Source organism: Microbacterium sp. UBA7513 (assembly GCF_002478345.1).
GTDB lineage: Bacteria > Actinomycetota > Actinomycetes > Actinomycetales > Microbacteriaceae > Microbacterium.
The window spans coordinates 33,705-57,048 of sequence record NZ_DLNJ01000002.1 but is presented as its reverse complement, the minus strand read 5'-3'; the positions used below and the strand labels follow the sequence as shown (position 1 = coordinate 57,048).

The 23,344-nt window shown below is 71.3% G+C and carries 24 protein-coding genes; 9 read left to right on the top strand and 15 right to left on the bottom strand.

Features of this window, described 5'->3' with window-relative positions; translation table 11 throughout:
• Nucleotides 1-12 precede the first annotated feature (12 nt).
• From B2W79_RS00340 to B2W79_RS00305, 8 genes are all read right to left on the bottom strand, one after another.
• Nucleotides 13-1,125 carry an alkene reductase gene (locus B2W79_RS00340; RefSeq protein ID WP_071329063.1) on the bottom strand — a complete coding sequence of 371 codons (1,113 nt, stop codon included), beginning with the start codon at nucleotides 1,123-1,125 and terminating at the stop codon, nucleotides 13-15.
• A gap of 39 nt (nucleotides 1,126-1,164) precedes the next feature.
• Nucleotides 1,165-1,632 carry a MarR family winged helix-turn-helix transcriptional regulator gene (locus tag B2W79_RS00335; protein WP_071329064.1) on the bottom strand — a complete coding sequence of 156 codons (468 nt, stop codon included), beginning with the start codon at nucleotides 1,630-1,632 and terminating at the stop codon, nucleotides 1,165-1,167.
• A 52-nt stretch (nucleotides 1,633-1,684) separates the two neighbouring features.
• Nucleotides 1,685-2,140 (bottom strand): MarR family winged helix-turn-helix transcriptional regulator, encoded by a 456-nt coding sequence (locus tag B2W79_RS00330; protein ID WP_071329065.1) that lies wholly within the window; start codon nucleotides 2,138-2,140, stop codon nucleotides 1,685-1,687.
• 1 nt (nucleotide 2,141) lies between these two features.
• On the bottom strand, nucleotides 2,142-3,869 hold the full coding sequence (locus B2W79_RS00325; RefSeq protein WP_396654693.1) for an MDR family MFS transporter: 1,728 nt from the start codon (nucleotides 3,867-3,869) through the stop codon (nucleotides 2,142-2,144).
• 75 nt (nucleotides 3,870-3,944) lie between these two features.
• On the bottom strand, nucleotides 3,945-4,313 hold the full coding sequence (locus B2W79_RS00320; RefSeq protein WP_292785874.1) for a hypothetical protein: 369 nt from the start codon (nucleotides 4,311-4,313) through the stop codon (nucleotides 3,945-3,947).
• Nucleotides 4,314-4,369: 56 nt separating this feature from the next.
• The gene (locus B2W79_RS00315; protein WP_292785872.1) at nucleotides 4,370-4,534 is read right to left on the bottom strand and encodes a hypothetical protein; all 165 of its coding nucleotides are present in this window, start codon (nucleotides 4,532-4,534) and stop codon (nucleotides 4,370-4,372) included.
• 106 nt (nucleotides 4,535-4,640) lie between these two features.
• The gene (locus B2W79_RS00310) at nucleotides 4,641-5,966 is read right to left on the bottom strand and encodes a flavin monoamine oxidase family protein (RefSeq protein WP_292785870.1); all 1,326 of its coding nucleotides are present in this window, start codon (nucleotides 5,964-5,966) and stop codon (nucleotides 4,641-4,643) included.
• 108 nt (nucleotides 5,967-6,074) lie between these two features.
• On the bottom strand, nucleotides 6,075-6,449 hold the full coding sequence (locus B2W79_RS00305; protein ID WP_071329068.1) for a VOC family protein: 375 nt from the start codon (nucleotides 6,447-6,449) through the stop codon (nucleotides 6,075-6,077).
• A 171-nt stretch (nucleotides 6,450-6,620) separates the two neighbouring features.
• Between B2W79_RS00305 and soxR the strand changes: the two genes are divergently transcribed.
• Together soxR and B2W79_RS17590 are read left to right on the top strand one after the other, a co-directional pair.
• Complete coding sequence (gene soxR / locus B2W79_RS00300; protein ID WP_060922707.1) at nucleotides 6,621-7,055, top strand: redox-sensitive transcriptional activator SoxR; 435 nt, start codon at nucleotides 6,621-6,623, stop codon at nucleotides 7,053-7,055.
• A gap of 314 nt (nucleotides 7,056-7,369) precedes the next feature.
• Nucleotides 7,370-7,546: a hypothetical protein gene (locus B2W79_RS17590; RefSeq protein WP_313391092.1), complete on the top strand. Its 177-nt coding sequence runs from the start codon at nucleotides 7,370-7,372 to the stop codon at nucleotides 7,544-7,546.
• A gap of 37 nt (nucleotides 7,547-7,583) precedes the next feature.
• On the opposite strand, the gene B2W79_RS00290 is transcribed toward B2W79_RS17590, so the two are convergent.
• The gene (locus B2W79_RS00290) at nucleotides 7,584-9,023 is read right to left on the bottom strand and encodes a serine/threonine-protein kinase (RefSeq protein ID WP_071329070.1); all 1,440 of its coding nucleotides are present in this window, start codon (nucleotides 9,021-9,023) and stop codon (nucleotides 7,584-7,586) included.
• A 134-nt stretch (nucleotides 9,024-9,157) separates the two neighbouring features.
• On the opposite strand from B2W79_RS00290, the gene B2W79_RS00285 reads away from it, so the two are divergent.
• Nucleotides 9,158-10,558 carry a threonine/serine ThrE exporter family protein gene (locus B2W79_RS00285; RefSeq protein WP_292785867.1) on the top strand — a complete coding sequence of 467 codons (1,401 nt, stop codon included), beginning with the start codon at nucleotides 9,158-9,160 and terminating at the stop codon, nucleotides 10,556-10,558.
• A gap of 10 nt (nucleotides 10,559-10,568) precedes the next feature.
• On the opposite strand, the gene B2W79_RS00280 is transcribed toward B2W79_RS00285, so the two are convergent.
• Together B2W79_RS00280 and B2W79_RS00275 are read right to left on the bottom strand one after the other, a co-directional pair.
• Nucleotides 10,569-11,084 carry a GNAT family N-acetyltransferase gene (locus B2W79_RS00280; RefSeq protein ID WP_292785865.1) on the bottom strand — a complete coding sequence of 172 codons (516 nt, stop codon included), beginning with the start codon at nucleotides 11,082-11,084 and terminating at the stop codon, nucleotides 10,569-10,571.
• An 86-nt stretch (nucleotides 11,085-11,170) separates the two neighbouring features.
• The gene (locus B2W79_RS00275) at nucleotides 11,171-11,662 is read right to left on the bottom strand and encodes a DUF1269 domain-containing protein (RefSeq protein ID WP_071329073.1); all 492 of its coding nucleotides are present in this window, start codon (nucleotides 11,660-11,662) and stop codon (nucleotides 11,171-11,173) included.
• Between the two features lie 168 nt (nucleotides 11,663-11,830).
• On the opposite strand from B2W79_RS00275, the gene B2W79_RS00270 reads away from it, so the two are divergent.
• Nucleotides 11,831-12,661, top strand: a complete 831-nt coding sequence (locus tag B2W79_RS00270; protein ID WP_292785862.1) for a zinc-ribbon domain-containing protein — start codon at nucleotides 11,831-11,833, stop codon at nucleotides 12,659-12,661.
• Nucleotides 12,662-12,677: 16 nt separating this feature from the next.
• Here B2W79_RS00270 and B2W79_RS00265 read toward each other — a convergent pair whose 3' ends face one another.
• Nucleotides 12,678-14,273 (bottom strand): DHA2 family efflux MFS transporter permease subunit, encoded by a 1,596-nt coding sequence (locus tag B2W79_RS00265; protein WP_292785860.1) that lies wholly within the window; start codon nucleotides 14,271-14,273, stop codon nucleotides 12,678-12,680.
• Nucleotides 14,274-14,378: 105 nt separating this feature from the next.
• On the opposite strand from B2W79_RS00265, the gene B2W79_RS00260 reads away from it, so the two are divergent.
• On the top strand, nucleotides 14,379-14,723 hold the full coding sequence (locus B2W79_RS00260; RefSeq protein WP_071329076.1) for a hypothetical protein: 345 nt from the start codon (nucleotides 14,379-14,381) through the stop codon (nucleotides 14,721-14,723).
• 26 nt (nucleotides 14,724-14,749) lie between these two features.
• Here the strand turns inward: B2W79_RS00260 and B2W79_RS00255 are convergent, their stop codons facing one another.
• Nucleotides 14,750-15,406 carry a metal ABC transporter ATP-binding protein gene (locus B2W79_RS00255; RefSeq protein ID WP_292785854.1) on the bottom strand — a complete coding sequence of 219 codons (657 nt, stop codon included), beginning with the start codon at nucleotides 15,404-15,406 and terminating at the stop codon, nucleotides 14,750-14,752.
• 55 nt (nucleotides 15,407-15,461) lie between these two features.
• On the opposite strand from B2W79_RS00255, the gene aztB reads away from it, so the two are divergent.
• The 4 genes from aztB to aztD are packed head-to-tail and all read left to right on the top strand — an operon-like array spanning nucleotide 15,462 to nucleotide 19,714.
• On the top strand, nucleotides 15,462-16,328 hold the full coding sequence (gene aztB / locus B2W79_RS00250; RefSeq protein WP_292785852.1) for a zinc ABC transporter permease AztB: 867 nt from the start codon (nucleotides 15,462-15,464) through the stop codon (nucleotides 16,326-16,328).
• A gap of 20 nt (nucleotides 16,329-16,348) precedes the next feature.
• Nucleotides 16,349-17,572, top strand: coding sequence for an ABC transporter (locus B2W79_RS00245; RefSeq protein WP_292785850.1), 1,224 nt, complete (start codon nucleotides 16,349-16,351; stop codon nucleotides 17,570-17,572).
• A gap of 1 nt (nucleotide 17,573) precedes the next feature.
• Nucleotides 17,574-18,488 carry a zinc ABC transporter substrate-binding protein AztC gene (gene aztC, locus B2W79_RS00240; RefSeq protein WP_292785848.1) on the top strand — a complete coding sequence of 305 codons (915 nt, stop codon included), beginning with the start codon at nucleotides 17,574-17,576 and terminating at the stop codon, nucleotides 18,486-18,488.
• Nucleotides 18,489-18,517: 29 nt separating this feature from the next.
• Nucleotides 18,518-19,714 (top strand): zinc metallochaperone AztD, encoded by a 1,197-nt coding sequence (gene aztD / locus B2W79_RS00235; protein ID WP_292785846.1) that lies wholly within the window; start codon nucleotides 18,518-18,520, stop codon nucleotides 19,712-19,714.
• Nucleotides 19,715-19,778: 64 nt separating this feature from the next.
• Here aztD and B2W79_RS00230 read toward each other — a convergent pair whose 3' ends face one another.
• Both B2W79_RS00230 and B2W79_RS00225 read right to left on the bottom strand, forming a co-directional pair.
• A complete protein-coding gene (locus tag B2W79_RS00230; RefSeq protein ID WP_292785844.1) occupies nucleotides 19,779-22,556 on the bottom strand; it encodes a hypothetical protein in 2,778 nt (925 codons plus the stop codon).
• Between the two features lie 267 nt (nucleotides 22,557-22,823).
• Complete coding sequence (locus tag B2W79_RS00225) at nucleotides 22,824-23,339, bottom strand: hypothetical protein (RefSeq protein WP_292785842.1); 516 nt, start codon at nucleotides 23,337-23,339, stop codon at nucleotides 22,824-22,826.
• Nucleotides 23,340-23,344: the final 5 nt, after the last annotated feature.

Genomic DNA, 23,344 nt, shown 5'->3' with positions numbered 1-23,344 from the left:
GGACGCTCCGCCTCACTCGCCGGCGCGCGCGACCTCCAGCGAGGGGTAGTCGATGTAGCCCTCGGCGGTCGAACCATAGAACAACTCCGGGCGCGGTTCGTTCAGCTCGGCCCCGGTCCGCCAGCGCTCCACGAGGTCGGGGTTGGCAATGACCGGACGCCCGGCCGCGACCGCGTCCGCCCAGTCCTCGGCCACCAGCTCCTCGGCCGCGGCACGGGTGGTCTCGACGCCGAAGCCGGTGTTGACGATGAGCGGAGCGCCCGACGCCCGGCGGATGGTCTGGACGAGTTCCCCGGCCGGCTCGGGGTGCAGCACATCGACGAAGGCCAGTCCCAGAGGTGCGAGCCCTTCGGCGAGCGCGGTGTAGGTCGCGAGGACGTCGGCCGCGTCGTCCTCGATGACTCCCTGGATGCCGTGGGCCGGCGAGAGCCGGATACCGGTCCGGTCGGCACCCACCGCGGCGGCGACCGCCGTGGTCACCTCGATCGCGAAGCGCGCACGGTTCTCCGGCGAGCCGCCGTACTGATCGTCGCGGACGTTGGAGACGGGAGACAGGAACTCGTGGACGAGGTAGCCGTTGGCGCCGTGCACCTCGACGCCGTCGAAGCCGGCCGTGATCGCGTTGCGCGCGGCCTGGACGAACTCCTCGACGACCACAGGGATCTCGTCGAGGGTGAGGGCGTGCGCGACCGGCAGGTCGGCCTTGCCCTGGGGCGTCCGCGTCTGGCCGGGGGCGGCCAGGGCGCTCGGCGCGACGACGCGGGGCTCACCGGAGATCTCCGGGTGGCCGACCCGGCCGCCGTGCATGAGCTGCATGACGATGGTGCCGCCCTCGGCGTGCACGGCGTCGGCCACACGACGCCATCCGTCGATCTGCGCCGGAGTCACGATGCCCGGCTGCCCGGGGTACGACTTGCCTTCGAGGACGGGCCAGACCCCCTCCGAGATGATCAGCCCCTGCCCCGCGCGCTGGCGGTAGTACTCCTCGATGATCGCGGTCGGCACGCCGTCGGCGTCCGCACGCGTGCGGGTGAGGGGCGCCATGACGACGCGGTTGGACAGGTGCAGCGAGCCGAAGTCGGCAGAGTCGTAGAGAGTCACAGAGAGGCAAAGGACACGGCCCATCGCTGTATTCCCGTGAATCGACCACGTGGTCCGGGTGCATCAACCGCCCAGGTCGGCGACGAGGTTCGCGAAGTGGTCGAGATCGGCGGCCGTCCAGCCGCGCAGGCGCTCGCCGATGCGTCCCTCGTAGCGGGAGCGGGCGAGGGCGACGCGCTCCTCGGCCAGCGGGGTCGCCACCAAGACGCGGGCGCGGCGGTCGTCCGGATCCGGGATGCTCTCGACGAGTCCGAGCTGCTCGAGCTGGCGCACCTGTCGGCTCACGGCGGATTTGTCCGTCTGCAGCCGCTCGATGAGGGCGCCGGCCGAGGTCGCCCGTCCGGCCAGGATCGAGGTCAGGACCTGGTAGCCCAGCGGCTGGAGGTCCGGATGCACGGTGACGGCGGCTTCCCGCCATCCCACACGAATGCGCGCGAACAGCCGGCCGAGCTCGTGCTCGACGCGAGCGACCGCCTGGTCGAGGTCGTCGATCGGGGCGCCGTCGGCGGAGTCGTCGGGCGAGGCGCTCATATCGCCAGTGTACGGCGAAGCCCCGCGACCGTACGCGGTCGCGGGGCTTCGCTCAGACCTCGGCGAGGAGTCGGAACACCTTGGAGGCGGCCTCGATCTCGGCGGGCGTGAGCTCGTCGATCACGGCGCGGAGCCGGGTGCCGTACGCCTGACGGACGTCGGCGAGTGCGGTACAGGCGGACGGTGTCGCGGTGAGCACCCGAAGCCGGCCGTCGTGCTCGTCCGGCACGGAGGCGATCAGCCCGAGGTCCTCCAGCATCCGCACCTGGCGACTGACGACGGACTTGTCCATCTCGAAGCGCTCGGCGAGCTCGTGCGCGTTGGCAGAGCCCGCGCGGTCGATGAACGTGAGCAGCTTGTAACCGGCCACCTGCAGCTCCGGGTGGACCCGGGACGCCGATTCCTTCCACAGCGACCGGGTCCGCGCGAAGATGAGGTTGAGATGCGCCTGGAGGTCACTGAGGGCGGTGTCGACGTCGGGGGTGCCGACCGCCTCGGACGCGATCATGTCAGCGCTCCTGCTTCCGATCCTCGCGCTCGAGCACGCTCACCGACCCCGTGGTGGTCGTCGGTCCGGCCTGCCCGGTGCGGATCGCCCCCGTCGAGAGGTTCGCGCCGACCTCGGCCTCGGAGACCTCGATGACGGACTCCTCGGCCTGCTCGCGCAGCTGCTCCGCGGCGTTCTTGGTGGACAGCGGCTTGTTCTTGATGAACGCGATCGCGATGATCGCGATCACGGCCAGCGGGATGGCGAGGATGAACGCGTCCGCGATGCCGTGCCCGTAGGCGCTCTCGACGATCGTGCGGATCGTGTCGGGCAGCTCGCCCACCTTCGGCACGTCTCCGGAGCCCAGGCGCTCCAGGGCGCTGATCTCGTCGGGCGTGGTCGGGACGAAGCCCTTCAGGCCGTCCTTCATGAAGTCGGCGACGCTGGTCGACAGCAGCGATCCCATGACGGTCACGCCGATGGTGCCGGCGATCGTGCGGAAGAAGTTGACGTTCGACGACGCGGCACCCAGCTGCTGCGGTGCGGTGTCGTTCTGCACGATCAGGGTGAGGTTCTGCATGACCATGCCGAGGCCGGCGCCGAGGACGAACATGTACACGGCCACCAGGCTGAACGGAGTGTCGTAGCGCAGAGTGGCCATCAGGCTCACACCGATGGTGGCGAGGATCGAGCCGGTGACCATCCAGCCCTTCCACTTGCCGAAGCGGCTGACGAGCTGTCCGATGATGATCGAGGCGCCCATCTGACCGATGATCATGGGGATGGTCATCAGGCCCGACTCGGTCGGCGTGGCGCCACGGGCCAGCTGGAAGTACTGCGCGAGGAAGACCGAGGTCGCGAACATCGAGACGCCGATCGCGATCGAGGCGATGACCGACAGCGTGAAGGTGCGGTTGCGGAACAGCGACATCGGGACGATGGGTTCCTTGACGAAGAACTCCACCGCGACGAAGGCGGCGATGGCGACGCCCGCGGTGACGGCGAGGGCGATGCTGGTCCCGGAGTCCCAGTCGAACTGGCTGCCGCCCATGGAGACCCAGATCAGCAGGGTCGAGACGCCGACGGCGAGCAGGACGATGCCGAAGTAGTCGATGGACACCTTGGTGCCGCGCTGCGGCTTGGGCAGGTGCAGCGTGAACTGCAGCAGGACGAGCGCGACGATCGCGAACGGGACGCCGACGAAGAAGTTGGCGCGCCAGCCCCAGGCGTCGGTGATGACGCCGCCGAGCAGCGGGCCGCCGATCGTGCCGAGGGCCATGATGCCGCCGACGACACCCATGTACTTGCCGCGCTCGCGCGGGGAGATGATGAGGGCCACGGCGATCATGACGAGCGACATGAGGCCGCCGACGCCGATGCCCTGCACGACGCGGACCGCGATGAGCATGTTCGTGTCGGTCGAGAAGCCGGCGATGACGGTGCCGACCGTGAAGAGGATGAGCGAGATCTGGATGAGGACCTTGCGGTCGACGAGGTCGGCGAGCTTGCCCCAGATCGGCGTCGAGACGGCGGTGGCGAGAAGGCTCGCGGTGATGACCCAGGTGTACTGCGACTGGGTGCCGCCGAGGTCGGCGATGATGACGGGCATCGAGGTCGAGACGACCGTGCCGGAGAGCACGGCGACGAACATGCCGACGATGAGGCCCGAGATCGCGGTGAAGACCTCGCGGGCCGAGCGCGCGGTCTCGGAAGAGGATGAGGTGTGTGTCACGGGGGAATGCTCCTGCATAGAAAGTTGATCGAGATCAACCATACGCCGATAGTTGCGGTTTCGCAACTATCGGCGTGCACTCCCCACCGCCGCTCAGCCGCAGAAGGAGGAGAGTCCGTCGTGGAGGCGCTCGATCGCCTCGACGGTCTCCGGGGCCTGAAGGTCGGTCATGCCGCCGAGCTGATCGGCGCCGGAGCGGATGAGGTCGCCGAGCTGCCCGTCCATACCGTCCGCGACGCCGTCGAGGGTGGCGACGAGGTCGTCGCGGGCGGCGTCAAGCTGTTCTGCGGACGCGTCGCCCTGACTCAGCAGCTCCTGATACTGCGTGTACGCGCCATCGATGGTCGCGCACGTCTCCGCCACCGGGACCCCGAACGCATCACCCGCGGTCTGGGTGATCTGGGCGCACCCCGCGAGGAGGCCGACGGCGAGAAGCAGAGGGACGAGGGCGATTCGGCGCATGCCCCGAGGGTAGCCGCGCCGGCTGGGGCGCGGCTGACCCTCGGGCGGTGCGGCGGTCACCCGCCGGACGGATTCTCCAGGGGCTTGCCCTCGTCGTCCGTCGTCTCGCGCTTGAGCACGTCGTCGGTGTTCTCGCCGCTGTCGTCGGGGGCGCCGCCGGACGCCGTGTCGGCTTCCTCGTCGGCGCCCGGAGTGCCCTGCGTGTTCTGGGGGTCGCTCATGCTCTCCTCCTCTGTTCGGTCCCCCGACCGTACGTGCGCCCGTCGCGGCTGATGCAGGGGGTTGACCGGGCGCGCGTCGGCGGCCACACTGCCGTCGCCCGCGGTGTCAGTCCAGGGCCCAGAGCCGCTCGATCGGGACCGCCCGCCCGAGGATGCGCTCCGCCGCACGATGCCCGGAGAACAGGGCCGCCGGCACCGTGGCCGGATCGTCGGTCCACGTGGCCTCGCCCGCGAGGTGCAGCACGCCGCCGACCGGGGTGGCGAGGTCGTCGTGATCCGCGGTGGTCGACCCGACCGTCATGTACGCGTACGACCCGTGCGCGAACGGATCGTCCTGCCAGGCCGTGCGGCGCATCCCGATCGGATCGGGGATTCCGTCGCCGTAGAGCCGGCGGAGCTGCGCCATGATCGAGGCCTGCACCTCCGCATCGCTCCAGTCCCGCGTGGCTGCCGCGGCGGGCCCGGCGGCGAAGGTGAGCAGGAGCGGCTCGTCGTGCAGCGCGGTGAGGTCGTACCAGGAGTGCCACCACCGCGCCTCGGGGCCCTGCTGCCGGAGGGCGTACACCCCGTCTTCCCAGAACCGCGCGGGGAACCGCAGGAACACCTTCTCGAAGGCGTTCATGCGCAGCCGCCCCAGCGCCTCGGCGTTCACCGGCGGCAGCGGAGGGACGATCTCCATGGTCCCGGCCTGCAGCACGCCGACGGGAACCGTGATGACGGTCGTGTCCCCGGAGAAGTCGCCATGCGAGGTCCGCACCCAGACGCCCTCGTCGCTCCAGTCGACACGGGTGACGAGGTGCTCCAGCCGGATGTCGAGGCCTTCGGCCAGGCGCTCCGGGAGCACGACGTACCCGTCGGGGAACACGACCTCGTCGCCCTCGATCGCGTCGTCGTCGAGGCCGTGCGCGGCGAGGTCCTCGATCCACGCCCCGTACTGCTCCTCGGCGCGATGCTCCAGGTACTCCCGCACCCGCTGCGTACGCTCGGCACTCCATCCCTGGCGCGAGAGGGCCTCGTCCGTGACGTCGCGGTAGGAGGCCGTGGGGCGGGAGGCGGCGATGATGTCCGGGAGCACGGCGTCCACCGCGTGGACATCGGCGGCGAAGGCGCGTGTCTCCTCGGCGGAGAGCGGGCGCCCGTCGGGGCCGTGATAGGCGATCGGCCGGCTGTCCACCTGGAAACCGCCGACGGTGAACTCCACGGTCCGCATGCCGAAGGCCTCGGCGGCCGCCGCCACCGGACTGCCGTCGACACCGTGGATCCACGAGGCGCCGAGATCGACGACACCGTCGGTCCGATCCGTGTGCACTCTGCCGCCGATCCGGTCGCGCGCTTCGAGCACCACGACCGTCCGTCCGGCATCCTGCAGCAGCCGGGCCGCTGTCAAACCCGCCACGCCCGCGCCGACGATCACCGTGTCGACCTGCTCCATGCGCTCCTCCTCGCAGCCCCTCCGCAGGGAGCCGTGCCCCGACGATAGCCCAGCCCGGCACCCGCCGACAGGGCCGCGGAGCCCGACGACCCGCCCGCGATGCCGGGCTCAGGCGGCGTGCTGGATGAGTCCGAGCAAAGTGCCGTCCGGGTCGAAGAACTTCAGGAAGAGGGCGAAACCGCCGTCGTCGAAGCTCACCACGTCGACGCCCTCCGCCGCGAACCGCTCGGCGAGCGCATGGATCTCGGTCGTGCGCAGGAAGAAGAGCGGCCGCTCCTCCCCCGACACCGTGAGCTTCATCGGCGCGTGCCCTGGCGCCTCCCACAGCATGAGGTCGGGACCACCCTCGGCGCGGAGCATGGCGCTCGACCCGTAGTGGGTGAGGACGCGGAAGCCGAGCAGACGCTCGTACCACGCGATGGACGCCGCGAGGTCGGCGACGGGCAGCTGGATGTGATCGAGTCCGGCGAGGACGGATGTCATGGGAAAACCCTCCGTGGTCGTGTCCGTTCACGGTAGCGCCACCCACCGACCACACCGCGCGCCGGATGACAACCCCCTGGGCGTCGCACGCGGCACAGCGCACCCGCCGACCTCACGCTGACCGTTCCGCCCGTTCCTCAACTATTGTTGAGGTCTACGGAAGGGCGACGGATGGAACCGGACGATCTCCTCCCGATCGGGGAGGTCACCCGACGCACGGGCGTCGCGCCCTCCGCACTGCACTTCTACGAGCAGCTCGGCCTCATCGCCTCGACGCGCACGCCCGGAAACCAGCGGCGGTATCGCCGCCACATGCTGCGACGGATCTCGATCATCGTCGTGGCCAAACGCATCGGCATCCCGCTCAGCGAGGTCCAGGAACTCTTCCAGACCCTGCCCGTCGATGCCCCGCCCTCACACGGCGATTGGCGCCGCGTGGCGAAACGCTGGCGCGCCGAGCTCGAGGAGCGGCGGACCCAGCTCGAGCACCTGCAGCGCGAGCTCGCGGGCTGCATCGGCTGCGGCTGCCTGTCCCTGAAGGCCTGCCGCCTGCTGAATCCGGAGGACGCCCTCGGCGAGAACGGCCCCGGCCCCCGCCGCATCTGAGGCCGGGGGCGTCCGCCTCGGCCGGGTGCCCGAAGGTAGGGTGGTGCGGAGCTCGGATCGGTGAGAGCGTGGAGACATCCCCACCAGCGATCAGCGTGGTTGCGCCTCGTGGCAACGGGTTCCTGTGGAGATGGAACGAAGGATCCATCGAATGGGCAGGTTCATCTATGAGGGCGGTCCGAAGATCGAGATCGAGGACCGCCCTCTCACACACATCCAGCTCGTCATGACGACGAAGCTCCGGCGCGGCGAGCCGATGCCGTTCTCGTGGAAGGAAGACGCCTCTGTCGGGGGGCGGTCGGACGACGGTCTGGGTGCATGCGCACTCGAACATCGTGTTCAAGTTCTTCGGCAACAGGCCTCCGGCCATCAACCGGCGGTGGGTGGACGCGCTCGCGTTCACCGCGAACACGCTGCACGGCCTATACCTGGTGCCGGAGCCGACCGAGTCGAGCAGCGCCTCCCGGCAGCTCGCGGGTCTCACCGTCTGACATCGGCACCGCCGAAGCGGAGGGCAGGCCCGAGGACTCAGTCCTCGAGGTCGGCGTCCTCCTCTTTCGCCTTCTCAGCCTTCTCCTGGGCCTTCTCCACGTCCTTCTCGGCGGCCTCCTGCGCCTTCTCGGCCTTCTTCTGCGCGTCCTCCTCGGCCTTCCGCTGCTCGTCGGCGGCCTTCTGCGCGGCCTTCTCGGCGGCCTCCTGCGCCTTCTCGGCCTTCTTGTCGTCCGGCAGGTCGGGCTTCGGTTCCGGGGCGGGGGCGTCGACCGGGGTCACCGGCTCGTCCGCCTCTTCCGGCACGGTCGCTGGCACGACGACTGCCGGTGTGGGCGACGAGCGCGGACTCGGCTCGGTGTCGACGGGGGTCACCACGGGATTCGGGTTGAGCGCTCCCGCGGCCCAGAGCGTTCCGGCGACGGTGAGGGCGACCGCGACCGCCACGGCTCCGGTCAGGAGTCCGCGGCGTCGCCGCGCACGCTGCATCCGCGGACCCCGAGTATGGAGAACGACCCCGTCGGGGGGCTGGCGGCGAGGAAGCACGAGGGTCGGCGTCGGCGCCGACGGCGCGGTCGACGCCTGCTCCGCGAACGCTGCCGCGGCGATCGGAGCCGGCACCGCGGGCCGCGGGGGAATCGAGGGGTCGTGCGCGAGCGCGGACACCGCCGCGAAGACGCCGGCGGCGCTCGGCCGGTCCCCGGGGTCCGTTGCGGTCATCCGCTGCAGCAGCGCGGACCAGGCGGGACCCACTGAGTCCGGGATCGTGGGCGGTTCGATCAAGCGGGCCAGGGTGGCACCGATCCCCTCCGCCTCCGCGAAGGCGCGCTCGCCCGTGAGCGCTTCGCGCAGGACAAGCCCCAGTGCGTAGATGTCGGCGGGCGGCGCGGGCGCGGCGCCGTTGAGCTGCTCCGGCGCCAGATACGCCGCGGTGCCGATCACTGTCCCAGGCGACGTCAGCCGGGCCGCATCCACGAGCACCGAGATCCCGAAATCGGCGAGCTTGGCCCCAGACCGGCTCCCCACGAGGGAGCGCCCCGTGAGGAGGACGTTGGAGGGTTTGATGTCGCGGTGCACGATCCCCGCGCCGTGCACGACGTGCAGGGCCTCCGCGAGATCGGCCGCGAGCGCCGCCACCTCGGACGAGGACAGCGGCCCCTGGGCGATCCGCTCCGCGAGGGTCGGGCCGTCGACGAACTCCATCACCAGGTACTCGGCCCGTCCCGGATGCAGCTGCGCGTCGTACAGCGTGACCAGCGCGGGGTGGTTGAGTGAGGCGAGCACGGTCATCTCGCTGCGGGCCCGATCGGAGGCGGCCCCCTGCTCGGTCTCCGCCCGGAGCATCTTGATGGCCACCGTGCGCCCGAGCAGCGAGTCCTCCGCGCGGTACACGCGCGCCATCCCGCCCTGCCCGACGCACTCCCGGAGGTGGTAGCGACCATCGAGCAGCGCCTCAGTGGGAAGCGAGTCATCCGTCATCGTCGAATCCTCCTGCCGCGGCGTCGGGAGCGGCGCGGCGAGACCCCACTGTAGAAGCGCGGTCGGCAGCCGTCTCGGGCCTTGACAGACGGGCCGTCGATGGGGAGGTCTCAGACCGCGGGAGAATGGGACATATGCCCGCGCGTTCTCCCCAGCGACTGCTCCTCTCCGTCCGCCGGCTGCTGCACACCGATCCGTCCACCGTCGCCCACACCGAGGCGATGCCCGTGATCGACGAGCACACCGTTCCGCGGGTCCTCGATCTGGCGACGCGCATCGGAGAGTCGATGTTCGCGGTCGGCGCCTCGGCGCACGAGGTCACGCTCGCGATCACCCGCGTCTGCGAGGCGTATGGCCTCAAGGGCGTCCAGGTCGACGTGACCTACAACTCGATCACGGTGTCCTTCCACCTCAGCGGGGAGGTCTGGCCGGAGACGCTGGTCCGCGTGGTCCGGGTCGCCGCCCCCGACCACGCCAAGCTGCAGCGCGTGCAGGCGCTCGTCGCCGACATCGACGGCGGACTGGATCTGGAGTCCGCGCGCACCGCGTTCCGAGTCATCCGCCGCGTGCCCTTCCGCTATCAGCAGCCCGTGGTGATCGTCGCACGGGCGCTCCTCGCGGTCGGAGTGAGCATCATGCTCGGGGCCTCTCCGCTCATCGTGGGTCTCACGTTCGTCGCCGCGCTGGGGGCGGCGCTCACCCAGGCGGGCCTGGCCCGGCTGAGGGTGCCGCTGTTCTTCAGCCAGATCGCCGGAGGCCTCGTCACCACGGTCGTCGCGGTCGCCGTGTCCGCGCTCGGCAGCGCGGGGATCGATCCGTTCGTCGGCATCCGCCCGTCGATCATCGTCGCCTCCGGAATCGTGCTCATGCTCGCGGGACTCACGGTGGTGGGCGCCGCGCAGGATGCCATCGACGGCTTCGCGCTCACGGCCGGCGGCCGCATCCTCGACCTGACGATGCAGACGCTCGGGGTGGTGATCGGCATCCTCGTCGGCCTGGAGCTCGGCGGCGTACTCGGCTTCACGATGGAGCTGCCGGACGATCCCGCGCCCTTCGGCCCGCTGCTCAATCAGTTCGTCGGGGCCGTCATCATCGCGGTCGCCGTGGCCGTATTCAACGGCGCGGGCATCCGCATCATCCTCGTCAGCGCCCTGCTCAGCGCCGTCACCCTCGCCGGGTACGCCAGCACCGTCGCGCTCCAGCTCCACCCGGCCGCGGCGAGCGCGGTCGGAGCGCTGCTGGCGAGCTTCATCGGCATGCTCATCGCGCACAACCTGCACGTGCCCTCGGTCGCGGTGACGACCGCCGCGATCGTCCCGCTCGTGCCCGGTGTCGCGGTGTTCCAGGGCCTTCTCGAGGTCGTGCACGCAGCGGGCACCTCCACCGGGATGCTCACCGTGGGCGGATCGCTGATCGACGCCGCCGTGATCGGCATCGCCCTCGCCTCCGGCGCCTCCCTCGGGCTCTACCTCGGAACGCCGGTGCGAGCGACCCTCGCCGGCGTCGCGAAGACCAGGGCGCGTGTGCGCCGCTGACCCGACGGCGTCATCCCGCCGAGGTGTCGGCGGCGAGGTCGAGCACCCACGCGTTGATCGTGAGCTCAGCGCCGCGGAACTGCTCCGTGAGGGTTCCCTGACGAGTGAATCCGCCCCGCTGACACACCGCGTTCGACGCCGGGTTGTCGACCCCGGGGAACGCGAGCAGCGAACGCCCGTCCCCTACGCGATCGCGGAGGAGATCGACGAGCAGAACCAGAGCCCGGGCAGCCACTCGCCGGCCCTGTGCAGCGGGCAGCACGAACCAGCCGGTCTCCCACGCCGGTTCGTCCTGCCACGTGATCCGCCACGCGCCGATCGAGCCGAGAGGCTGCCCGGCGTGGTCGACGATCGCGAACATCAGGGCCTCGTCCTCCGCGACGAGGCGCAGATACCTCTCGTGTCGCGCCTGCACCTCCGCTGCGCTCTCCGGCCCGTTGAGGTGCGCCGTCATCTCTGGGGTGTTCGCCGCCCGCAGGAGAGGGAGATCATCGGCCGACCAGGGCCGGAGGCTCAGTGTGTCCACGCTCGGAGCCTCGCACGCCCCACCGACACCGGACACGACGGTGCGCCCGCCGCGGACGGCTCCACGACGGGCGCATCGGCCGGGTCTCAGTGGCCGCCGAGGTCCTTGACCAGCTCGGCCTCGTCCTCCTTCGACAGCGAGGTCTGCACGACCGTGCCGTTGTACGGGGCCAGCGCCTCGGCGAACTTGTCCTCCGTGAGCTTGAGCGCGTAGATGACGACGGCGGACTTGCCGGCCGTCACGGTGGCCTTCACGCGATCGCGGAAATCGGCGTCGATGCCGGTCTTGTCGAGTCCCGCGAAAAGCGCCCCGAGCAGACCGCCGAACACCAGCCCGGCAACAGGGATGAAGAACAGGATGCCGATCAGCGCACCGAACAAGGCGCCGGAGGCGACTCCGAGGCCGATCCTGCTCCCGGCCCCCGGGTACTCCACCTTCGTCTTGCCCTCGCCGTCCACCTTCACGAGCGCGAGGCCGGCGAGTTCGACGACGAGGTCGTCCTGCAGGGCCTGGACGCGGTTGTAGGCGCCCTCCGCGTCGCTCTCGGTGTCATAGGAGATGACGATCAGTTCAGCCATGGTTTCCTGCTTTCGGTTGCGATCGGAGATGCTCTCCACGCGCGCAGAGGCACCGGTCTTCGCCACCGACCCTAGGCGCGCCCCTGCGGACACGACAGAGCAGCCGCCGATGTTCACCCTGGTGACTCCGCAGCGGCGATGTCGGTGGCCTCGCCTAGCGTCGCTGTCGTGCCCGAGCCCGTGCAGCAGTGGTGGGCGAGACGCCAGTTCTCGCGCGGACTCGACGTGCCCTACGCGGTGGGCACCTACCGGGCGGCGTGGGCGGCCTACCCCGAGCTCATCCGGCAGTACCACCCGGAACTCAACCACGGCATCGCACTCTCGCAGATCCCGTTGGCGGCCGATGTGCTGCTCTGCTGGGAGTGCGCCGTCGGCCACCTGTTCGCGGCGACGCCGACCGAGCAGCGCGAACGCCCGGGGCGGGTGCGACGGCGCTCGTCCTGGTGCCCCGAATGCACGGCGCTGGCGCGTCCGCAGTCCGTGGTCCTCGGAGAGGCGCGGGCGCTCCCCGCCCGTCCGAAGAAGCCGGCGCCGCCGCTGTGCACGAAGACCCCCGCGCTGCCGACGGGGACCGCGTTCCTGAGTGTGTGCGCTCCGAAACCCGCCTCGGCGGCCGAGGGGAAGCTCCGGCGGGCGCTCACCGAACGGCTGCTGTTCCCTGACGACGTCAACGCCATCAAGGTCGCGCGGCCGTTCTTCCGGCACACGGAGGTGTGGCCCGACATCCTGCTCCCGGAGCTGCGGATCGCGATCGAGTACGACACGGTCGGCCGGCACGGGCTGGAGCACGTCGGGAAGAGGGAGGAGACCGATCGCCGGAAGGACCGCGCAGTACGCGCCGCCGGCTGGGAGGTGGTGCGCGTGCGGATGGGGACGCTCGAGCCGCTCGGGCCGTTCGACCTCCCGCTCGCCTCCCTCGGCGCGAGCGGCATCACCCGGCTGGTCGACCGGCTCCGGGACATCCGCGGAGCCCTCCTGGTCGACGCCTACCTGCGCTGAGGGAGCCCGCTTCCCTTCACGATGCGACCGACTCGTCCCCGCGCCGCTCCCGGGGAGAGCCGAGGGCGACGGTGGAGAGCAGGCCGAGAGTGAGGAAACCGGCCGCCGTCCAGGCCGCGTAGCGGGTGCCGTCGGAGAACGCGCTGCGGGCCGCCTCGGCGAACGGCGCCGTCTCCGGGTTCTGGTCGAGCCCCGCGATGGCGGCGCCGGCGCTGTCCACGACGGCGGAGACCACCTGGTCGCGCGCCGCCGACGGCACGCCGCGGTCATCGAGTGCCGCCCCGAGCACGACCGCCGTGCTCGTGAACAGGACGGTGCCGAGCACGGCCACCCCGAGCGCCGCGCCGAGCTGACGAGACGTCGACTGGGTGCCGGACGCGGCCCCGCTGTCCGTAACAGGCACGTCGGCGAGCACGACGCCGGTGAGCTGCGCGGTCGCGAGCCCCACACCGAGCCCGTACACGAAGAGGAACGGAACGAGGGGCACCCAGGACGCCTCTGGGGCGATCACGAGCCCCACACCGGCGACGCCGACGATCTCGGCGAGGAGCCCGACCCTGACCACCCAGACCGGGGCGATCCGTCCGCTCGCGGCACCGGCCACTCCGCTGGCGAGGAAGGATCCGCCCGCGAGGGCGAGCAGCAGCAGACCGGTCTGCAGCGCGTCGAAGCCGAGCACGAACTGCAGCCAGAGCGGGAGCGCGAGGATGAGGCCGAACTCTCCGAGGGACACGACGGCGGCGGCGATGTTCCCGTTGCGGAACGACGGGATCGCGAACAGGCGCAGCGCGAGCAGGGTGGAGCGTCCGTGTCGTTGGCGGTGCAGGCCCCAGGCGATGAACGCGACCAGCCCGAGGCCCGCGAGGGCGAACGCGAACGGGATGGGCGAGAGCTCCCCCGGCCAGGTCCAGCCGCCGATCTGCGGGCGCTCGTCCACGAGCCACCAGCCGTACGTGCGGCCCTCGATGAGCGCGAAGACGAGACTGCCCATCGTCACGACCGAGAGCACGGCCCCCACCACGTCGATCCGTTCCGTGCGCTCTCCACGCGATTCGGCCACGGTCAGCAGCACACCGACGACGATCAGCAGGCCGAGCGGGATGTTGATGCCGAACGCCCAGCGCCAGGAGAAGGCGGTGGTCAGCCACCCGCCGAGGAGCGGCCCCACGGCCGCCATGCCGCCGATGGTCGAGCCCCAGACGGCGAACGCGACGCCGCGTTCCCGCCCGCGGAAAGTCGCGTTGATGATCGACAGGGTGGTCGGCAGGATCATGGCACCGCCGACGCCCTGCACCAGCCGGGCGAGGATGAGGATGCTCCCGCTCGGCGCGGTGGCGGCGAGGACGGAGGCGGCGGCGAACACGACGACACCGACGATCATGAAGCGGCGACGACCGAAGCGGTCGGCGAGGCTGCCGAAGACGAGCAGGAGGGCGGCGAAGACGAGGGTGTAGGACTCCTGCACCCACTGCACCTCGGTCGAGGTGATCCCCAGGTCGTCGACGATGGCCGGGATGGCGACGTTGACGATCGTCGAGTCGACGATGATGAGGCTGACGGCGATGCTGATGAAGACCAGACCCGCCCAGCGCCGGCGTTGCAATCTGTCCATGTTCGCTAGCCTAGTTAGATACTTGAATGGAAAGCAGTTTTATCCGTTCTCTCCCGCGAGCGCAACCCCCGTGCGCACGGACGCGCGGAGCGCGATGATGCCCTCATGAAACTCGTCTCCTACGCCGGCCAGCAGCTCATCACCTCCGACGACATCGCGGAGACGCTGCTGACCCTGGCCGCCGCCATCGCCAGGGAGGGCGAGTCCGAAGCGGTCGAGATCCCGATCCTCTTGGAGGGCGAGAAGGACTGGGCCGATCTCCTCGTCGGCGTCGGCAACGACGTGCTCGTCAGCCCTCACCACGCCGTGGACGCCGACCCGGACTTCTCCGCCGAGGTCGATGAGCTGCGGTCCCACCGCCTGTTCCCGAAGCCGCCGAGCGAGACGTCATCGCCGGGCGACATCGAGGTCCCGGCGCTCTCCGACTTCGACATGGGCCACGGACTCTGATCGCGCTCCGCTGAGCGACTGCCCCCTCAGCGCGACGTGGGGAGCCGCGCACCGTCGCGGAGCGCGACCTCGCGGTCGGCATCGGCGATCAGGGTCGCATCGTGCGTGACACAGAGGACGGCCGCCCCGCGGTCCGCCTCCTCGCGCAGCACTGTCCGGATGCGACGGACCGATGCGGCGTCCAGGCCCGTCGTCGGCTCGTCCACGAGCAGGATGCCTGCTTCCCCCGCGAGCCCTTGAGCCAGGAGCACACGCTGCTGCTGGCCGCCGGACAGCGTCGCGAACGGCAGACGCTGCAGTGACGACACGGCGGTGCGCTTCATCGCCGCCACCACCGCCGCACGCGCCCGTCGATCCCGCCGCCGGAAGGCCCCGAGCCGACGCCACGTCCCGACCGTCACGACGTCTCGCGCGGTGAGCGGAAGGCCGGCGGGCACCGCGGCGCGCTGCGGCACGAAGGCGATCGCACCGGTCACGCTCCGCCGCCCTCCGGTCGGTGAGCGCACCCCGGCGGCCACCTCCAGGAGCGTCGACTTCCCCGCGCCGTTCGGACCGGTGACGACGACGAACTCCCCCGCCTCGACCTTCAGGGTGAGGCGGCGCAGCGCCACGCGGTCGCCGAGCCGGACGGAGACGTCGTCAAGACACACGGCGCCGTCGGCAGCGCGGGAGATTCTCGTCATGTCTCCAGTTTATGAATTTGATAATCATTCTCAATTACGAATAGGCTCGCGTTCCGTGACCCTCTCGCTCGCCGCCCTGCTCACCCCGTTCACGCTGGAGTTCTTCCAGCGCGGACTCGTCGGCGGCGCTCTCGTCGCGGTCCTCTGCGGGGTCGTCGGCACCTGGGTCGTCGTTCGAGGGATGGCCTTCCTCGGCGAGGCCCTGGCCCACGGGATGCTGCCCGGCGTCGCGCTGGCCACGGTGCTCGGGGCACCCGTGCTGGTCGGCGGGGCGGTCAGCGCCGTCGCGATGAGCATCGGCATCGGCGCCCTGCAGCGACGCGCCCGACTCTCCTACGACACGAGCATCGGCCTGCTCTTCGTCGCGATGCTGGCCCTGGGGGTGATCGTCATCTCCCACTCCGGGAGCTTCGCCACGGATGCGACGGCGATCCTCTTCGGCGACATCCTCGCGATCACCCGCGCCGACCTTCTCCTGCTCGCCGCGGCCGCGGTCCTGGGAGTGACGGTCGCCACCCTCTGCCATCGGCCGTTCGTCGCGCTCGCCCTCGACGCCCGCATCGCGACGGTGCTCGGGCTGCGACCACGGTGGGCCCAGGCGGCCCTGGTCGGACTGGTGACCCTCGCGGTGGTGGCGTCGTACCAGGCGGTGGGCTCGCTGCTCGTCGTCGGTCTGCTGCTCGCGCCGGCTGTCGCCGCCGGACAGTGGACGTCCCGTCTGCCCACGCGGATGGCGCTCGCGTCGGTGTTCGGCGTGGCGGCCGTCCTCGTCGGCCTCCTCGCGTCCTGGTATGCGGCCACCGCTGCGGGAGCGTCCGTCGCCGCCGCCGCGATCAGCCTCGCCGGTCTGTCCTGGGCGGCACGGGTCGCCGTGCGAACCCGGCGACCGATCGCCCGTCCCGCCCCGGTTGCCGCCTCCTGACTCGTCCCGAAAGGCTCTTCGTGCATTCCCGCTTCCTTCCCCTCATCACCGTCGCCGTCCTGACTCTGCCTCTCGCGTCCTGCGCCGGACCCTCGACGCCGGGCCTGACCGCCCCCTCCTCCGCCGACGGACACGGCGCGATCGCCGGAGCGGAAGAGGTCGCCGAAGCGCAGCTCGGACTCACGACCATCGACGCGCAGGGTCGGGTCACCCACCTCGACCTCCTGGACGAGAGCGTCACCGACATCGGCACGGTGGCCGCCCCGGAGAGCATGACGACCGACGGCCGGTACCTTTTCGCAGACACCGGCGACGGCGTCGAGGTCGTCGACAGCGGCGTCTGGACGTGGGACCACGTCGACCACTTCCACTACTACCGCACCGCTCCCGCACTGCTCGGCGCGGTCGGGGGCGACGGGTCGGCGACGGTCGCGACGACGAACAGCTCGACCACCGGCGGCACCGGCATCTCCTTCTCCGGGTCCGGAGACGCCGTCCTCCTCGACACGGAGGCCCTGTCGAAGGGAGAGATCCGTGAGTTGTTCCGCGTCGAGCGATCCCCGCACGAGGGGCTGGTGGTGCCGGTCGGGTCGTTCGCGCTGGTGACCGAAGCCGAGGGGGACACGGGCGGAGTCGTCGTCGGCTACACGGCGGACGGCGAGCGCACCGGGCTCCGGGAGGAGTGCGCCGTAGCGACCGGCACGATCACGACCAGGGTCGGCGCGGTCATCGGCTGCGCCGACGGTGCCCTGCTCGCCCGTGTCGAGGCCGGGGCGCTGACCGTGGACCGCATCCCGTACCCGGATGGAGCGCCGGCCGGAGCCGTGTCCGCGTTCCACAACCGCGAGGGGCGCCCCACGGTCGCCGGCCTCGCCGGACCGACCGACATCCGGGTCCTCGACACCCGCGCGCAGGCCTGGACGCTGCTCACCGCCCCCACTCCCCTCGCGCAGGTCACCGCGGTCGGCGATGAGGACGACACCCTCCTCGCGCTGACGCAGGACGGACGCGTGCTCGTGCTCAGCGCGCTCGACGGGACGGTGCGGGCGGAGACCACCCCGCTCGTGGCGGCATCGCTGGCGGCGGGCGAGGCTCCGGCCCTCATCGCCGATCAGCACCGCGCCTACCTGAACGGCCCGGCGGAGCACCGGCTGTTCGAGATCGACTACGCCGACGACGCCCGCCTCGCGCGGACCTTCGATACCGCCGACGCCCCGGCGTTCGTCGCCGAGACGGGACGCTGACATGCGCCTCCTGCGCCCCCTCGCCGCGGTTCTCGCCGCGCTGACCTCCGCCGCTCTGACCGCCTGCGCCCCTCCCGCCGATACGCGGCCGGTGGTCGTCGTCACGACCAACATCCTGGGCGACGTGGTCGGCGAGCTCGTCGGCGATCAGGCGCGCGTCGTCACCCTCATGAAGCCGAACGCCGACCCGCACTCGTTCGAGATCTCAGCGCAGGAGGCCGCCACGCTGCGGGACGCCGACCTGCTCGTCTCCAACGGACTCGGGCTCGAGGAGGGTCTGCAGCAGCATCTCGACGCGGCCGTCGCGGCCGAGGTGCCGTCCTTCGTCGCAGGCGACGCGATCGACGTCCTGGACTACCGCGACGGCGACGCCGCGGGAATGCCGGACTCCCACTTCTGGACCGATCCGGCGCGGATGATCGACGTCGTCGACGCCCTGGAGCCCGCCCTGGCCGCGCTCGACGGGGTCGACGCCGACATCCTCGCGGCGGACGTCGCCGACTACCGCGAGGAGCTGACGGCGCTCGACGATGAGATGACGAGCGCGTTCGCCCGGATCCCCGACGACCGTCGGGCGCTCGTGACCAACCACCACGTCTTCGGCTACCTCGCCGACCGCTTCGACTTCGAGGTCGTCGGCGCCGTCATCCCGGGCGGCACCACGCTCGCGGCCCCCTCGGCCTCCGACCTCGCCGATCTGGTGGGTGCCGTGGAGGAGACGGGTGTGCCCGCCGTCTTCGCGGAGTCCTCCTCCCCCGACCGCCTCGTCCAGGCGCTGGCCGAAGAGGCTGACGTCCACGTCGCGGTGATCGAGCTGTTCACCGAGTCGCTCACCGCGGAAGACGGCGGCGCCCCGGACTACCTGACCATGATGCGCGTCAACACCGAGCGCATCGCCTCCGGTCTCACCCGTTGAGACCACCCCTCACAAGAAAGAAGCACCGCATGAAGCCACTCCCCCTGCGCCGGGCGCTGGTCGGGGCCGTCGCCCTCGGCGCCGCCGTGACGCTCGCCTCCTGCTCGACCACGGCCGGAGCCGGATCCGCGAGCGACGCCCCGGAACCGGACGCCGGCCCCCGCGTGGCCATCTCGTACGAGGGCGGCATCCTCGTCCTCGACGGCGAGACCCTCGACACCGTCGCCGACTTCGACTCCGAGCCGTTCACCCGCCTGAACCCGGCCGGCGACGGTCGCCATGTGATGGTGACGATGAGCGAGGGCTTCCAGGTGCTCGACACCGGGGCCGGGTCAGCCGACGAGGCGGTCCTGACCGACACGGTGTTCGCGGCCGACACCCCCGGCCACGTCGTCCGCCACGGTGGCAAGACCATCCTCTACGCCGACGGCACGAGCGACACCACCATCTTCGACACCGCCGACCTCGGCGACGGCGGCATGCCGGAGGTGGAGACCGTGGACGGCGTCGAGGCGCACCACGGCGTCTCGGTGCTGTTGGAGGACGGCACGTTCCTCACCACGGTGGGCGATGCGGACGGTCGCACCGGCATCGTGGTGCGCGATGCGGACGGTACGGAGATCGCCTCGTCCGACCAGTGCCCGGGCGTCCACGGCGAAGGCACCGCGGCCGACGAGGTGGTCGTCTTCGGGTGCGAGGACGGCGCGCTCGTCTACAAGGACGGCGAGATCACCAAGCTCGCCGCTCCCGACCAGCCGTACGGCCGCATGGGCAACGCGTACGTGAGCGAGACGAGCCCGATCATCGTCGGGGACTACAAGGACGACCCCGACGCCGAGGGCTACCTGCTCGGCGCCGTCACGCTCATCGACACCGAGGCGATGACGTCGGAGGTCGTGTCCCTGCCCGAAGGGGCGGAGTACACCTTCCGCGACGTCGTGCGCGGCCCGGACGACCGGGCCTACATCCTCGGCGCCGACGGCGCCATCCACGTGCTCGACCCGGAGACCGGCGAGATCACCGGCTCCTACCCCGTCATCGAGGCGTGGGAGGGACCCGCCGAGTGGCAAGACCCGCACCCGGCCATCGTCGTCGCGGGCGACATCGCCTACGTGACCGAGCCGGCCGCGAACAGCGTGCACGCCGTCGACCTCACCACCGGCGAGGTGCTCGCGAGCACGGAGCTGGAGGTTACGCCGAACGAGATCGCGCCGGCCGCCGGCTGATCCTCGTCACGGCGGGTCCGTCCTCTCCCGGGCGGACCCGCCGCGCGCGTGCGGAGGGGTCGGGTCAGCGCGATCCGGGATGCCCGTGGCGCGTGCGCCGAAGCCGCCGCGCCGCGAGGAGCGCGGCCCCGAGGAGGACGAGCAGACCACCGGCGCCGGCCGCCGCGGCCGCGCCCGGCGCAAGACCTGTCGTCGCGAGGCCGGAGGCGGATCCGCCGGTGGCCCCGGCCCCCGGCCCTGGTCCACCGCCCGTCCCGGGATCCGGGTTCTCGGGTTCCGGCTCGGGCTCGGGGTCGGGACCGGAACGGGGGTCGTAGACGTTCGTCACCGTGCACACGGTGTCGACCCCTGCGGTCACCTGGACGATGTCGCCCTCCAGCACGCCCCCGGTGCACTCCCAGCCGTCGCTGCGGTAGTCCGCTGTGGGCGCGCCCGCGACCGCCCGCTCCGAGAGTCGGAACGCACCGGCCCCGAGCGGAGCCAGGGTCACCGCCGTCTCGCCGGACGCTCCCTCGATGCGCGGGCGCGGGAACTCCCCGCCGCCGAGGGCGTGCAGGGTCCAGTCCGTGACGGCAGCCGGCCCGGCCGGGGCTCCGGGGGCGTTCCCGACGATGGCCTTCCGGAGCGTGAGCGTGCCGCCGACGAAGGTGTTCGTGGCGGTGCAGATCGCGTCCTCCCCGAATCCCAGCGTCGCCGTGGTCCCGTCCCAGGTCGTGCCGGTGCAGGACCACTCGCCCTCGTACCCGCTCGGGCCGTCCTCGGAGAAGATGTAGTCGCCCGGCGGGAGCGACATGTCGGTGACGAACTCCGACCCGCTGGGGCCGGAGAGTGCCGCGTTGCCCGGGCCGCGCGCCTTCAGCTCGAAGTCGGCGGGCACGGCGCGCCCGCGCTCGCCGTTCACGACCTGCTTGACGAGAGTCAGGCTCGGCGTGATCGATGCGTTGGTCAGGATGCAGACGACATCAGCCGACGGAGGCACCTGGACCACGTCGCCGGTCACCGTCCCGCCCGAGCAGTTCCAGCCGAGCGGGTCGTAGCCGGTGGGGCCGTCCTGCTCGCTGTGCGTCCACGCACCGGGGGCGACGGCGGCCTGGGTGACCGCCGGCGAGTTCGCCGGTCCTGAGACGGTGGCGGTGCCATCGGTGGCGGACAGGGTCCACGCCGAGGGCAGGGCCGGAGTCCCGAAGGCGGAGGCGACCTGCTTGCGCAGCGTCAGGGTCGACTGGGTCCAACGGTTCGTGACGGTGCAGATCACACTCTCCAGCGGCACGACCTCGACGGTGTCGCCGGTGCCGACGGGGGTGCCCTCGTCATCGACGCAGGACCAGCCCTCACTCACATAGGAGCCCGCCTCCGGAGCGGTGCTCGCCTCCGACAGGGTGAAGGTCCCTGGAGCCACCGCCGCGAAGCTCACCTTGCCCGAGCCGGAGACGCCGCTGATGACGGTGTCGGCCGATGCCGCGGTGAGCTCCCAGTCCTGCGCGGTGAGGGGACCGCCGCCGGCGTTCACGACGTTCTTCACGAGGGTGAGCTGGCCGACCTCGAGGGTGTTCGTGACCGTGCAGGTCACGTCCGCTCCGGCGCCGACGGTCACGGTGTCGGTCGCCATGGCGCCGCCCGTGCACGACCACGGCCCGGCCGCGTACCCGGCGGGTCCGTCCGCCTCGGCGAGCGTGTAGTCGCCGACCGGCACCGGGACGCGGGTGACCGCAGCGGATCCGGAGGCGCCGGTGACGGTCTCCGGGCCTGCGGCGGTCAGGGTCCAGTCGGACGGCGGCTGGTCGCTGCCCACCACGTTCTTGACGAGGGTGAGCCAGCCGCCCGCGAAGGTGTTGGTGATACGGCACGTGATGTCAGACCCTTCGCGCACGTAGAGGAGTGCCCCATCGATCCCGCCGTCGCTCGTGGCGTCGACGCAGGTCCACGCGCCGCCGCTGTATCCGGCGGGACCGCTCTCGGCGAGCGAGTAGGCGCCGGGGTCGATGGAGGCGTGATCGACGGCGTCCGACCCGGAAGGGCCGGAGATCCGCTCGGGTCCACTCGCGGTCAGGACGAAGTCCGATGGGGCGGCCAGTGGGAATCCGGTCGCCGCCGGGTCGACGACCTCCTTGACGAGCGTCAGGTGGGGCAGATCCCCGGTGTTGGTGATCTGGCAGGTCACCGCACCGCCGAGGGTCACCTCGAACTGATCACCGGCCACGGGAACGGCGGTGACCGCGCCGGTCGTCAGATCCCGCCGCTCGCAGGTCCAGGGTCCTGCCACATAGCTTCCCGGCCCGCCGGACTCGCTCAGCGTGTACGTGCCGATCCGTGCCGGCTGGTTCTGCACCGCGGCCGAGCCGCCCGCACCTTCGATGGTCGAGGGCCCCTGCGCCCGCAGGGTCCACTCCGACGGAGTCGCACCCCCGCCCTGAACGTTCTTGACGAGCGTGAGGCTGCTCCGGATCGCGTTGTTCTGCACCGTGCAGGTCATCGACTGGTTCGCGGTGATGGTGATCGTGCGCTCCGGCTGCGTCGTCACGTCGCCGTCGCAGTTCCAGGAGTAGAAGGCGTAGCCCGCCACACCGCCGGTCTCGAAGATGCGGTACGTGCCGGGCGGGATGAGACGCGACTGCATGCCGTTGAGGCCGTCGCCGGTGAAGGTCTCCCCCGTGGCCACGTTGACCGCGTGCATCGTCCACAGCGTGCGGTCGCCGAGACTGGCGCCGGTGTCGAGGTTCTCGATCGCCTTGAAGAGCGAGAGCCGGGCGGTGGGTTCGGCGGCGACGGCGGGAAGAGCACCACCGAGGCCGACCACGGCGGCCAGCAGCACGCCCAGAACTCCGAATCGGACTCTTCTCATCGACTGGCCCCCGCCCCGGGTGCGGATGCCCACCCGTCACCTCACCGTAGGGGCGGGGGCCGCGGCAGGGCAAGGGTCGGTGGAGGCGGCGGCGGTAGGCGTCGGTACAGCAGCGGAACGCACTCGCAGCGGAGCGCCCGCCGGGGGAGGGAGTTGGGTGGCAGGCGCTCCGTCGGCCGCAGCGTGACCGTCGAGGCCCCCCAAGCCGATCCCGTGCAGCACGTTCAGGATGAACCATGCGCAGGGCGCGCGCAACGGGTGTGTCCGTCAGTGTCCGTGCGCGAGCTGCTGGACGAGCACGACGATGCCGCCGAGCCCGACGAGGATTCCCAGGGCGATGAGCTGCTGCCACCCGCTCACCCCGGTCCGGCGGACGGCGACGTACCCGATGAGCCCGAGGATCGCGACGTACACGATCGACGCGATGGTCAGCGCCGTCCGCAGCTCGATCCATCCGAGCACGGCGGCGAGGAGGACGAGCAGCGGCACCGCCGCCGAGCCGAGCGCCGTGCCGGTGAGCCCCAGGACCTCACGCAGGTCCGCTCCCCGGGGGAAGCTGCCATGCGTCGCGAGGTGCGCGACCAGATCGGCGGCGAAGCCCGCGAGCGCGATCGCGACGATGCCGATCAGCAGGGTCACCGTGGCCTGCAGGGCGCTGGTGTGCGCCACGTTGGCGTTCTGCACGAGCACGATGGCGAGCCCCGTGAAGGTCGCGTACACGCGCTCCTTGATCGCGGCGCGGTCGTGCTCGGGCCGAGCGGGATCGGAGTCCGGCGTGCTCATGGGCG